The following is a 12,455-nucleotide window of genomic DNA, read 5'->3' on the forward strand; positions in this document are numbered from 1 at the left end:
GACCGCACTGACGTACTGACCGAAGGAGCACCGTGACCCGCTTGCGACTGACAGCGCCGAGCAACGACGGCACCACCCTGTCGACGGACTGGCTGGTCGAGGTGGACGACGGCACGACGGTCGAGGAGCTCGCGCAGGCCATCGGGGTGCACCCTGGCGTGGTCGCGGAGCATGCGGACGGCGGGACCACCCTGCTCGAAGCCGCGGTCACCTCGGGAGCCGACCTGGCGCGACAGGGCTCGGTCGCGGCGGTCGGCTCGCTGCGGCTCGAGATCGTGGGAGGACCGCTCGCCGGGCACACGGTGCCGCTGACGCCTGGTCGACGACTGTCGGTGGGCCGATCGGGCGATGCCGCCATCACGATCGACGACACCTACCTCGAGCCGCTCCATGCCCATGTGACGCTCGATGCGAGCGAGGGCGGCGGACCGCTGACCCTGACGGTCGAGCCAGCGCAGGGCGCCCTGGTGGTGCTCAACGGCACCACCGTCACCGAGGACAGCTTCACGACCGTTCCGGCCGACCTCATCCAGATGGGCGCCCACATCCTGCGCTTCGGCATGGTGCCCGGCTCGGACGCCGACCTCACCCAGGACGACGCGGGCCACCGCGGGTTCAACAGGCCATCGCGCATCCTGCCCCGCACCGACGACCCGATCGTGTCGCTGCCAGGCGAGCGCCCCGAGGAGGAGGAGGGCACACCGCTGCCGTGGCTGTCCGCGATCGTGCCCGTGGTGCTGGGCGTGTCGATGGCGATGATCTTCGGTCGCGCGGTGATGCTCCTGATGGCGGCTGCGTCGCCCATCATGGTGGTCGGGTCCTTCCTGGCCAACCGCAAGCTCGCCCGCCGCCGCGGCGAGCGCACGGAGGCCACGTGGCGCGAGGAGATCCGCGAGACCGAGGAGCGCATCGACTCCCTCGTCCGAGAGCAGCGCATCCAGGCCTGGTACGACCAGCCCGATCCCGTCGTCATCCATGACACCGCCACTCGACCCACCGCGCGACTGTGGGAGCGCCGCTACGACGACCCCGACGCGCTGCACCTGCGCGTGGGAGTCGCTCAGCGCGACCTCCGCGTCTCGTTCGAGGGAGGCGGGCAGCGGTTCAGGGAGCAGCCCCACAGCGCGGGAGTGTCGCCGGAGCCCATCTCCGTGGACGCCGCCCAAGGACCCATCGGCATCGCAGGCACCGCGCACGCGACGCGCCTGGTGGCGCGGGCTCTGCTCGCGTCGATCGCGACGCTGCGGTCGCCGCGCGACTGCCAGATCGTCGTCATCTGCGACGACGACCCCGACCAGTGGGCCTGGACGTCGTGGTTGCCCCACACCCACGAGGACGCGCGCGTGGCGTCGACCATCGGCAACTCCGAGGACTCGCGCCGCGAACGGCTGCGCGAGCTCGCGGCGGTGCTCGAGATGCGGCGCCTCGCCTCCGCACAGGGGGTGGCCGCCGGCTCGCACGTGTTCGTGGTGCTCGACGGTGCGCGCCGCTACCGCATGCTTCCCGGGATGGTCGACCTGCTGCGCCGCGGCCACCAGCACGGCATCTACGTCATCGCGCTCGACGACGACCGGTCGCGGCTTCCCGAGGAGGCTGCGACCGTGCTCGAGATCGACCGCACGGACGCCGCCGTGGCGCGCCTGGAGTCCCGCGGCGAGTTCCAGCCGCGCGTGCTGCTGGACGGCATGTCGATCACCCATGCCGAGCAGATCGCCCGCGCCCTGTGCGGCTACCACCACATCAGCGGCATCGGCGACGACGGCGTGATGCCCCGCAGCCTGCGCTACGTCGATCTGCTCGGCGTCGACCTCGAGCGGCCTGGTCCCATCCTCGAACGCTGGGAGCGCACGCCGCGCCAGACATACGTGGTGATCGGCGCGGACGCGGACGGGGAGGTCGCGGTCGACCTCGCCGCTGCGGGGCCCCACGCGCTCGTGGCGGGAACCACGGGCTCGGGAAAGTCGGAGTTCCTGCAGACGCTCATCATCGCGCTCGCGATGGCGAACAGGCCCGATGCCCTGACCTTCGTCCTCGTCGACTACAAGGGCGGCTCCGCCTTCGCCGACTGCGAGCGCCTGCCCCACACCGTCGGGATGGTGACCAATCTCGATGCGCGCGAGACGGAGAGGGCGCTCGCCTCGCTCGAGGCGGAGCTCAAGCGCCGCGAGCGGGTGCTGAAGGACGACATCGGCGCCAAGGACGTCGACGTCGCGTGGGCGAAGAACCCCGAGGCGGCCGCGGCGGCCGGACTGGCGCGGCTGGTGCTCGTGATCGACGAGTTCGCCGAGCTCAAGACCGAGCTGCCGGACTTCATCAATGGCCTGGTGAGGATCGCGCGCGTGGGCCGTTCGCTGGGCGTGCACCTGGTGCTCGCGACCCAGCGCCCGTCGGGAGCGGTCACGCCCGAGATGCAGTCGAACATCAACCTGCGCGTCGCGCTGCGCGTGACCGACCACGCCGATTCGTCCGACGTCATCGGCTCGGGTGAGGCCGCGCTGATCAGCACCACCACCCCCGGTCGCGGCTACCTCAAGGCTGGCGCCAACCAGGCCCCCACGGCGTTCCAGGCCGCCCGCGTCGCCGGCGTGCGGCCCGGCACGGTCGCCGAGCACCGTGCGGCGCTGCCCGTGGCGCGCATCGGCTGGGACGCCGTCGCGTACGCGCCGCAGTTCCCGCCGGAGCCCACGCGAGCTGCCGACACGGTCGACCACGACGACACCGACCTGCGCGCGCTCGTGAACGTGGTGCTCGCCGCGGCTGACGCCGCGGGGATCCCCAAGAACCCGTCCCCCTGGCTCACGCCGCTGCCGAGCGTGCTGACCCTGGACCACTTCGTGGGCCAGCGCCTGCCGTCAGGCTCGCTCATCATCGGGCTCGAGGACGTGCCTGACGAGCAGCGCCAGGCGCCGCGACTGTGGAACGTCCTGGATGACTCTCACCTGCTCATCGCGGGCGGGGCGCGCTCGGGCCGCACGACGGCGCTGCGCTCGCTGATGCTCCAGATGGTGCAGCGATTCTCTCCTCAGGACCTGCACCTGTACGGCATCGACTACGGCAATGGCGCTCTCCTGCCCTTCGAGGGCGCGCCGCACACGGGCGCGATCGTGCCTGGCCTGGAAGCGGCCCGCGTGTCCCGTCTGCTCGATAGCCTGCTCCGCGAGCTCACCCGCCGTCAGGGGATCCTCTCCGCCGCGGGCGTGGGCTCGATCTCCGAGCAGCGCGCCCGCGAGTCCGACCCGTCCGCACGACTGCCGATCGTCGCCGTCGTCGTCGACGGCTGGGAGCGCGCGTCCGCGACCATGACCGCCGACGAGATGACCGCGCTGCGCGACAAGATGATGCGGATCGTGCGCGAGGGACCTGCGACCGGAATGACGCTCGTGCTCAGCGGCGACCGCACCCTGCCGGCGGACCGGATCGCGGGCGCCGTCGGCTCCACCTACGTGCTGCCCATGCGCGACGTGGCGGACTACCGCGCGGCTGGCATCATGATCCGCGAGCTGCCGGAGAACCTCCCTCCTGGCCGCGCGATGCACGGCACCGACGGCCGCGAGCTGCAATGGGTGGTGCTGTCACCCGACACCTCAGGCGAGGCACAGCACCGGCTGGTCGTGGACGTCGTCGCCGCAGTCAGCACGCACTGGGCGGAGACACCGGTGGCGAACCGCCCGCTGCGAGTCGACACTCTTCCGGCCCGCATCGATCTGGACAGCGCTCTCGCGCTTCCGGTCGCCGAAGGCTGCGACGCTCGCCATGTCACGCTCGCGGTCGGCGGCGACGAGCTGTCGCGCCTCACCGTGGACCTCGGCGCCCGCCAGCACCTGCTGATCGCGGGCGAGCGCGGCACAGGCAAGTCGACCGCCCTCGCCACGCTGTGCGTCCAGCTCGCGAGCGCAGGCGCGACCGTGCTCGCGATCTGCCCGCGCCCATCCCCCTTGTCGGAGGCAGCCGCCGCGGTCAAGGTCCCGGTGGTGTCCGATCCGACCACGGACGCCGCCGGGCTCGGCACCCCGCCGCCCGGTCGCATCGTGGTGCTCGTGGACGATGCCGACGCCATCAAGGACACTCCGCTCGAGATGGCGATCATGATGGACAGCGCCAACCGCACGTACGTGGCAGCCGCACGCACCGGATCGGTGGCGACGGCTTTCAGCGGCCCCATCGCGGAGGCCAAGAAGGCCGCACGCGGCATGATCCTGCAGCCGGCGTCGAGCCTGCTCGGGACGCAGGCGCTGGGGCAGTCGGTGCCCAAGCCGCTCGTTGGTCGCGGCACCCCTGGCGAGGGTGCCCTCCTGCTCGACGGCGACTACCTGGGTGTGCGAGTGCCGTTGCCGCGGTGACTCGACCCCCATCTCCGCGACGTAGGCTGACCGGGTGAGCGTGGAAGCCGCGACCCCTGGGCCGCTGACCGTCAGGACCGTGTCGATCGACCCTCCCGAGGACCTGCTCGCGGCCCTTCCTGAGGGCGGGATGTCGTGGGTGCGGCGCGGCGAGGGCCTGATCGCGTGGGGCGAGGTCGCGAGGTTCCGCGCCGAGGGCGCCAACCGCATCGACCAGGCGGATGCCTGGTGGCGTCGCGTCACCCGCCACGCGGTGGTGCGCGACGACGTGCACCGGCCCGGCACGGGGCTGGTCGCCTTCGGGTCCTTCTCCTTCGCCGACGCGTCCGCGGCCGGCGGCGCGCTCGTGATCCCGCGCTACGTCGTCGGGCTGCGCGGTGACTCGGCGTGGCTCACCGTCATCTCCGAGGACGGCCGCGCGGCCATGCCTGCCTTCGCCGACGTCGCAGCGCATGAGCCCGCGCCGCCGCTGCCTCCCGTCTCGGTCGACGAGGGCGACCGCGAGTCCTGGACCGGCGCCGTCGCGGCAGCCGTCGAGCGCATCGGCTCCGGAGAGCTCGAGAAGGTGGTCCTCGCGCGGGCCGTGTCCGCGCGGACCGAGCGACCGGTCGACGTGCGCGCGATCCTCGCTCCCCTCGCCGCCGACTACCCCAGCTGCTGGACCTTCCACATCGACGGGCTGGTCGGAGCGACGCCAGAGCTGCTCGCGCGCGTCGACCACGGCCTCGTCACCTCGCGCGTGCTCGCCGGCACCATCCGGCCCACGGGCGACGAGATCGCCGACCTCGCCCACGCGGCCGCGCTCGCGCGCTCGTCGAAGGACCGCGAGGAGCACGAGTACGCCGTGCGCTCGGTCACCCAGGTGCTCGAATCGCATTGCGGCTCGGTCAACGTGCCCGAGGAGCCTTCCGTCCTGCACCTTCCCAACGTCATGCACCTCGCGACCGATGTGACCGGCGTGCTGAGCCACAACGCCAGCGCACTCGAGCTCATCCGCGAGCTTCACCCGAGCGCCGCCGTCTGTGGCACGCCCACCCTGGCCGCGGCGCGCCTCATCGACGAGCTCGAGGGACTCGACCGCGGTCGGTATGCCGGCCCGGTGGGATGGATCAACGCGGCCGGTGACGGCGAGTGGTGCATCGGCCTGCGCTCCGCGGAGATCGATCCCGAGGACGCGACGCGCCTGCGTCTCTTCGCGGGCTGCGGGATCGTCGCGGCGAGCGAGCCGGACGCCGAGTGGGCGGAGTCGGAGGCCAAGCTCGAGCCCATGCGCCGGGCGCTCCAGGGCGGTTGACCCTCCCGCGACGAGGATTTTGCTGGCACAGTGGGATGTGGCAGGCCGCATGCGGCGCGCGTCATCGGCGGGAGGCGATCATGACGGAGATCCACACCTACGCCCCGCGTCACGACGAACCGGCTCGCGACGCTCACCGCGCCGCATGGGAGGAGCGCTACCAGTCCCGGCCAGCCGTGTGGTCCGGTCAGCCCAACCAGCCGCTCGTCGACGAGATCGAGCACATCGCCGAGCCCGGCAGGGCGCTCGAGGTGGGGTGCGGCGAGGGCGCCGATGCGGTCTGGCTCGCGGGACAGGGCTGGCTCGTGACCGCGGTCGACCTGTCGGCGACGGCGCTCGAACGCGCCGCCGTGCTCGCGGCCGATGCGGGGGTCGCCCAGCACATCACCTTCACCGACGCCCCGGTCGAGGACGTCATCGCGGGCTCCGAGGCGTTCAATCTGGTCACCTCGCTGTACACGCACCCGGATGCCGGGGGCCGTTGGCTCGTGGACACGCTCGCCTCCGCAGTCGCCCCTGGCGGCATGCTGCTCGTCGTCGCGCACCATCCGACGGACCCTCACGCCATGGAGCACCCTGACCTGCGCACGACGGCATTCGACGCGGCCGAGGTCTCCGACGCTCTCGATCGCGATCTGTGGGAGGTGTCCGCGACCGTCCGCGAGCGCACCACCCGCATGGCGGACGGCCATGAGCGGCTCTGGCGAGACTCGGTGCTCGCCGCGCGGCGGCACGGCTGATCCGCACCGCGCCTGCGGGTCAGCCGACCGGCACGCCTTCCGCCGTGCTGGCGATCCCCCGGACGCCGTCCGGCGGCGTCAGCGCCTCGAACTCGCCCGAGTCCGGCGCGTACCACCCGAGAGCGGGCGAATCGGCTCCGCTGGGGGCCCACGGGTCCAGGTCCCGAGCGGCGAGAATGCGCCGCTCAGCGGCCGCCAGCGCGGTGAGCCTGTACTCCTGCTCGGTCCGGGCGGTCGCGAGCACCGGCGTCCCCTCCACCGTGTTGGTGTTGACCCAGTGGCGGTCGAGCGCCACGAAGGCCGTCGAACCGAAGAAGAACGGATACTCCCCGAACTCAGCATCCGGAGCGTACTCGCCGGACGCCGCGTCGGGCGTCGCAAGCGCGACTGCACCGATCTCGAAGTGTGCATGCTCGACCTCGCACGTCACCGCGATCTCGATGCCGGACAGCCGGCCGCTCGCGATGCACGGACCGGGCGCTCCCGTCACCTCGACGAACCGCTCCTGGTCGGCCACCCACATCAGTGAGTCCTCGTGCGGAGCCGCCTCCCCCGGCGCGAGCACGCCGGAGCGCGCATCGAGCGTCGCGACCGTGGGCTCGTCGCCGCAGTCGGCGTGTACGAGGAAGCCGTTCGCGGTGGGGCTCAGCAGGCCGATCACGTCGGGCTCGCCCCTCGCGCAGGTCACGGGCGCGGCGTCTCCGGTGTCGAGATCCCACACCGCCCACTGCCGCGCAGAGGAGGTGTCGGACACGTCGACGGCGACGAGCGCCGTGCGCGCCTCCGCGGCGAGAGCGACGGGCTCGACGCGCACACCGCCCTCGAGTGCCAGTGCCTCCGCGACGGCTGCGTCGACATCGGAGTGCCAGGCCACGATGCCGTCCCCTCCCACGACCACCAGGGCACGCGGCCCGGAGGGGGCGGGCATCATGTTCGCCTCCTCGCCGGCCTCGAAGGTCCACGCAGCCACGACCTCGTCGGGCCACTCCACCGCCGATGGGGGTGGTGTCCCATCCACAGGCGCCCCATCAGACCCGCCTGGTCTCGCCTCGGCAGAGCTGAACGAGCACGCCGTCAGAGCCGACGCCGCGCACGCGAGGGCGACGGAGACGACTGGCGACACGCGCATCGGCTCTCCTTCCCCCTGAAAGTGTGACGTACGCGGACTCCGCATCGTTGGGGCCAGCCGCCGACTCGCAGCTCAGCGCACGCGTGCCTCGACCACCTCGAGCCCCCCGGGAGGCTTCGCGAGGGCCCGAGAGAGCGCCTCGGAGCTCTTGACGGCGGTGTGCGAGACGCCGTAGCCCGCGCACAGCGCGGCGAGGTCGGCGCCATGCGGCGTGGTGAACACGCGTTCGAAGTTGCGGGGATCCGCCTGGGAGTGCTCGAGGCCAGAGAAGATGGTGCCGCCGCCGTCGTTGACCACGACGATGCGCACGCGCGGCCTGCGCTCGCGCGGTCCCACCAGCAGGCCGCCGACGTCGTGGAGAAACGTCACGTCCCCCATGAGCGCGTGGGTGGGACGGCGGGTCGCGAGCGCGACGCCCACGGCCGTGGAGACCGTGCCGTCGATGCCCGCCAAGCCTCGGTTGGCGATCACCGTGGGAGCCTCACCAGCTGCCCACATGCGCCGGTCGCGATCGATGGCGCGGATGGGCCCGGAGGAGCCGACGACGGCGAGGTCCTCGGCCGTCAGGGCGTCGAGGAAGGCCGCTGCGACGGCGGCCGAGCCCCACGTCGGCTCCGGGACCTCGAGCGCATCGGCGGCCGCCCGCCATTGGGCGAGCCACGCCGAGTCCCCGAGCTCGAGCCTGCCGTCGGCCCGCGTCAGCCAGGCGGGCGGCACGGTCCTCAGCACCCGGTCCGCGTGACGCGGCGCCTCGCGCCACCGCGCGCCGTGTGCCGCGACGTACAGGGCGGGTGCGCGGGCGATGAGGCGTTGGATCGGGCGCGACAGCGTGGGCCGGCCGATCACCACCACCTGATGCACCTGCTCCGTCAGGTCCTTCCCCGCGGGAGCCTCGAGGAGATCCAGGTAGGCGCCGATGCAGGCATCACCCGCGCATGCGCCGGAGGTGGGCTCCGACAGCAGCGGCCACCCGTGTGCCTCGGCGACCTGGCGCGCCACGTCGCCTGCCCTGTCGCCGGCGATGACGACGCCGCGCTCGACCGCCGGAAGCGCAGCGGGGAGGTCCTCGCGGGTGATCACGCGCGAACCGTACGAGGGCGTGGCGTCCACGTGAGGCGGGCTGTCCCACACCCCGCCGTCGCCTCCCAGCGGCTCGCGGAACTCCAGGTCGAGGTGCACCGGACCCGGCGTGCCGGTCATGTCGTCGCGCGCCGGATCCCCCATGGCGATGAGGACGGCGCGCGCCGCGAGCTCCGCCGCTCGCCCCGGTGACTCCCCCTCGTCGGGTGCGGCCGCATCGGCGCTCCAGCGCACGAACGTTCCGAAGATCCCCACCTGATCCGTGGTCTGGTTCGCGCCCACGCCGCGCAGCTCTCCTGGCCTGTCCGCCGTGAGCAGCAGCAGCGGCACGCCGCCGTGGTGGGCCTCCATCACCGCGGGGAGCAGGTTGCCCACCGCGGTGCCCGAGGTCGTGATCACCGCCACCGGGCGGCACGCGCCCGCCGCCTCGTGGCCGCGCGCCAGGCCCAGCGCGAGGAAGGCCGCCGCACGCTCGTCGATGCGGACGTGGAGGTTCACGCTGGGCGCGCCGAGCGGAGGGTTGTCGCTGCCCGCGTCCGCGAGCGCGTGCGCGAGCGGTCCCGAGCGGGAGCCGGGACACAGGACGAAGTCCTCGACGCCGCGGGCGTGCAGCGACGCGATCAGCTCTCGCGCGAACGCGGCGGACGGGTTCGCGCTCACGCGGCGACCTCCAGCGTTCGAGGACCGAGGCGTCCGTGCACCGGCAGCCATGTCTCGGTCACCGTGTCGGTCGCGAGCAGCTCTCCGGTGCCCAGGCCACAGGCGAGCGGCTCGACGGGAAGGGCGCACGCGAGGGCGACGCCGGCGGCGAGACCCACGGAGGACTCGAGGGCGCTCGCCACCACGATCGGGCGCGGGTGCACCTGCTCGGCGATCTCGAGGCAGCGGCGCACACCGCCCAGAGGCTGGGCCTTGAGGATGATGACGTCCGCGGCATCGGCGGCCAGGACGGCGTCCGCGGTCCCGGGGACGCGGATCGCCTCGTCGGCGGCGATGGGCGTGTCGATGCTGCGCCGCAGCCGCGCGAGGTCGTCGACGGTGTCGCACGGCTGCTCCACGTACTCGAGCCCGGGCAGCCCGCCGCCGCGTGCCGCCCGCTCGAGCTCGTCGATCGCTCGAATCGCGTCATCGACGTCCCAGCCGCCGTTGACGTCGATGCGGAGGGCACCCAGCGGGCCGAGCGCGTCGGCGACCGCCTCGATGCGCGCGATGTCCTCGGCGAGGTCCGCTCCGCCCGCGACCTTCACCTTCGCGGTGGTCGCTCCGCCGGCTGTCGCATACGCGCGTGCCTGCTCCGGCGCGACCTGCGGGACGATGCTGTTGACGGCGACATCCGCGCGCACGGGGTCGGGCCAGCCGCCGGTCGCGGCCTCCATGGCTGCGCGCCACCACCGGCTCGCGCGCTCGGCGTCGTAGTCGGAGAAGGGGCTGTACTCGCCCCAGTGGGACTCACCGTCGGGTCCTGAGCCGCGGATGAGCACGCCCGAGCGACTCGTCAGGCCGCGAAAACGGGTGCGGAGCTCGACGGTGAAGGGCCTGAACTCCATGGGCACAGCGTACGGCCGGTGCGCGCCAGCCGCCGCGCGCCCGTCCCGCCCGTCCCGCCCGGACACTGCGAACCACCATCGCGGGTGCGCACCGGCGTGTCCCCCATCTGGGGCCGTTCACGCCGGCGTGTCGTTCGGCACGTGGTTCGCACTGTCCGGGCGGGGGCGACAGAGCGGTCGGTCGCCCGAGACGGGGCCTAGGCTGGCGAGCATGAGCGAGATCCCGGCGCAGGTGTCCGACACGTTCGATCCGCAGCAGTGGCGCGCGATCGACGGGTTCCCTGACGGGGACATCACGTACCACCGGTGGGTGGCGCGATCCGAGGACGGCGAGCGCGACCTGCCCGCCGTGCGCGTCGCGTTCAACCGGCCCGAGGTCCGCAACGCCTTCCGCCCGCAGACCGTCGACGAGCTCTACCGCGCGCTCGACCACGCCCGCCAGACCTCGGACGTGGCCGCCGTCATCGTCACCGGCAACGGTCCTGCACCCAAGGATGGGGTGTGGGCGTTCTGCTCGGGCGGCGACCAGCGGATCCGCGGCCGCGACGGCTACCTCTACGAGGGCTCCGCGACGGACGCACCCGCTCACGGCGGGCGTCTGCACATCCTCGAGGTCCAGCGCCTCATGAGAACCATGCCGAAGGTCACCATCGCCGCCGTCAACGGCTGGGCGGCTGGCGGGGGGCACAGCCTTCACGTGGTCGCCGACCTGTCGATCGCGTCGCTCGAGCACGCGCGCTTCAAGCAGACCGACGCCAACGTGGGCTCGTTCGACGCGGGCTACGGCTCGGCGCTGCTGGCCCGGCAGGTGGGCGACAAGCGCGCGCGGGAGATCTTCTTCCTCGCGCGGGAGTACTCGGCGGCCGAAGCGGCCGAGTGGGGCGCCGTCAACGAGGCCGTCCCGCACCAGCGGCTCGAGGACACGGCGCTCGAGTATGCGCGCCTGGTCGCCTCCAAGTCGCCGCAGGCCATCCGCATGCTGAAGTTCGCGTTCAACCTCGCCGACGACGGGCTCGCCGGCCAGCAGGTGTTCGCGGGCGAGGCGACCCGCATGGCCTACATGACCGAGGAGGCGCAGGAGGGACGCGATGCGTTCCTCGAGCGCCGCGACCCGGACTGGACCCGGTTCCCCTACGCGTTCTGACGCGCAATCTCCTCACAGGGGACGCGGGTCGGGTGAAACCGACACTGACGTCCTCATAGAGCGCTCAGGCGGAGATGGAGGCGCGGCTAGGAGAAGTCGACCGAGCCCTTGCCCGCACCACCCGACTGCGGAACCAGCTCGACCCACGTCTTGCCTGGCACGAGCTCGACGGGATCGCCCGCCTCGGTCGTCAGCACGTAGGGATCGAACTGCCCGGCCTTGGACCAGGTGATCGGAATGTACGAGTCCTCGACCGCCACGTAGCCGGTGCCCGAGTCCGTCACCACGATGGTCTCGGGGACCGACGAGCCGCCGCCTGAGCTGTTGCTGCGGAGGTCGGTCCACAGCACCACGACGTTGGTCGCGTACAGCTGCGTGCCGTCGGCGGTGACGTGCGGCGAGCCCGCCTCGGTGCGCAGCCAGACGCCGTCGCCCGCGTCCCACTCCCAGCCGGGCTGCATGCGCGGCGACATGTCGATGTCGATGGAGCTGACCGCGGTGCCCTCCTCGGCGACGTTCGAGGTCTCCGGCGGATAGACGTACGTGAACTGCGTGTCGGGGGCCGTCGCATCGGTCTGCTCGTAGAAGTCCGCCATCGTGCCGTGCAGGTTGTGCGGCGCTGGCTTGGTGCTCACGCGGAAGAAGCCGTAGCCGCCGACATCCTGGGCGATCAGGTCCTGACCCGAGGCGGCGGCGTCGTTGATGAACCCTCGCTGTGCGCCGGAGAAGATCAGCGGCCCACCCATGGAGCCCATGATGTTCTTGTCCATGGGTCGCATGGAGCGGATCGGGCCCACGGTCTCAGGAATGTCCGACTGGTAGACCGCGACCAGGCGCGAGATGCCGTACTCGACCTGCTCCTCGAACACGAGGTCCGCGTACTGCAGGTTGGACTGGGGGCGCGCGTTGGAGGAGTTCTCGATCTTGATGGACAGCGCGGCGCGTCCGACGTCCGCCGGGTCCGCGTCCGTGGCGTCGACGCCGGTGAGGGGCCACACGACCTCGGGCACGGGATCCTCGGGCGGCGGCGGCGCGGCGGATCGCGACGCGGTGGGCGAGACGCTCTGCGTGGTCGCGGGCCCAGACTCGACATCGGGCGAGGCGCATGCGGCCACCGTGAGGGTGAGAGCAGCGAGAATGGACGCAGGCGCGAGGCGCTGAACACTCATGCGCGACATTCT

General features: G+C 72.5%; 8 protein-coding genes. 4 read left to right on the plus strand and 4 right to left on the minus strand.

All coding sequences use genetic code 11. From position 1 onward, the window contains the following. The first annotated feature begins 32 nt into the window (after positions 1-32). The 3 genes from B7K22_RS04360 to B7K22_RS04370 are packed head-to-tail and all read left to right on the plus strand — an operon-like array spanning position 33 to position 6,374. A complete protein-coding gene (locus tag B7K22_RS04360; protein WP_084038675.1) occupies positions 33-4,340 on the plus strand; it encodes an FtsK/SpoIIIE domain-containing protein in 4,308 nt (1,435 codons plus the stop codon). Positions 4,341-4,374: 34 nt separating this feature from the next. Beyond that, positions 4,375-5,634 carry an isochorismate synthase MenF gene (locus B7K22_RS04365; protein ID WP_234983309.1) on the plus strand — a complete coding sequence of 420 codons (1,260 nt, stop codon included), beginning with the start codon at positions 4,375-4,377 and terminating at the stop codon, positions 5,632-5,634. Positions 5,635-5,669: 35 nt separating this feature from the next. Beyond that, the gene (locus B7K22_RS04370; protein WP_144276228.1) at positions 5,670-6,374 is read left to right on the plus strand and encodes a class I SAM-dependent methyltransferase; all 705 of its coding nucleotides are present in this window, start codon (positions 5,670-5,672) and stop codon (positions 6,372-6,374) included. 19 nt (positions 6,375-6,393) lie between these two features. On the opposite strand, the gene B7K22_RS04375 is transcribed toward B7K22_RS04370, so the two are convergent. The 3 genes from B7K22_RS04375 to B7K22_RS04385 form a co-directional block, all read right to left on the minus strand. Continuing rightward, positions 6,394-7,503 (minus strand): hypothetical protein, encoded by a 1,110-nt coding sequence (locus tag B7K22_RS04375; RefSeq protein WP_144276229.1) that lies wholly within the window; start codon positions 7,501-7,503, stop codon positions 6,394-6,396. A 72-nt stretch (positions 7,504-7,575) separates the two neighbouring features. After that, positions 7,576-9,243 (minus strand): 2-succinyl-5-enolpyruvyl-6-hydroxy-3-cyclohexene-1-carboxylic-acid synthase, encoded by a 1,668-nt coding sequence (gene menD / locus B7K22_RS04380; RefSeq protein ID WP_084038679.1) that lies wholly within the window; start codon positions 9,241-9,243, stop codon positions 7,576-7,578. After that, a complete protein-coding gene (locus tag B7K22_RS04385) occupies positions 9,240-10,130 on the minus strand; it encodes an o-succinylbenzoate synthase (protein ID WP_084038681.1) in 891 nt (296 codons plus the stop codon). Before B7K22_RS04385 ends, menD begins: the two co-directional genes overlap by 4 nt. 211 nt (positions 10,131-10,341) lie before the next feature. On the opposite strand from B7K22_RS04385, the gene B7K22_RS04390 reads away from it, so the two are divergent. Continuing rightward, positions 10,342-11,274 carry a 1,4-dihydroxy-2-naphthoyl-CoA synthase gene (locus B7K22_RS04390; protein WP_084038683.1) on the plus strand — a complete coding sequence of 311 codons (933 nt, stop codon included), beginning with the start codon at positions 10,342-10,344 and terminating at the stop codon, positions 11,272-11,274. 86 nt (positions 11,275-11,360) lie between these two features. On the opposite strand, the gene B7K22_RS04395 is transcribed toward B7K22_RS04390, so the two are convergent. After that, entirely contained in the window at positions 11,361-12,443 is a 1,083-nt protein-coding gene (locus B7K22_RS04395) for a DUF3048 domain-containing protein (protein WP_159448754.1), read from the minus strand. Positions 12,444-12,455: the final 12 nt, after the last annotated feature.

The organism is Demequina sp. NBRC 110053, assembly GCF_002090095.1.
GTDB lineage: Bacteria > Actinomycetota > Actinomycetes > Actinomycetales > Demequinaceae > Demequina.

Excerpts from the sequence above, each read along its gene's own strand:
- B7K22_RS04370 (WP_144276228.1), top strand. The coding sequence starts at position 5,670 with ATGTGGCAGGCCGCATGCGGCGCGCGTCATCGGCGGGAGGCGATCATG.
- B7K22_RS04395 (WP_159448754.1), bottom strand. The coding sequence starts at position 12,443 with ATGAGTGTTCAGCGCCTCGCGCCTGCGTCCATTCTCGCTGCTCTCACC.
- B7K22_RS04385 (WP_084038681.1), bottom strand. The coding sequence starts at position 10,130 with ATGGAGTTCAGGCCCTTCACCGTCGAGCTCCGCACCCGTTTTCGCGGC.
- B7K22_RS04375 (WP_144276229.1), bottom strand. The coding sequence starts at position 7,503 with ATGCGCGTGTCGCCAGTCGTCTCCGTCGCCCTCGCGTGCGCGGCGTCG.
- B7K22_RS04390 (WP_084038683.1), top strand. The coding sequence starts at position 10,342 with ATGAGCGAGATCCCGGCGCAGGTGTCCGACACGTTCGATCCGCAGCAG.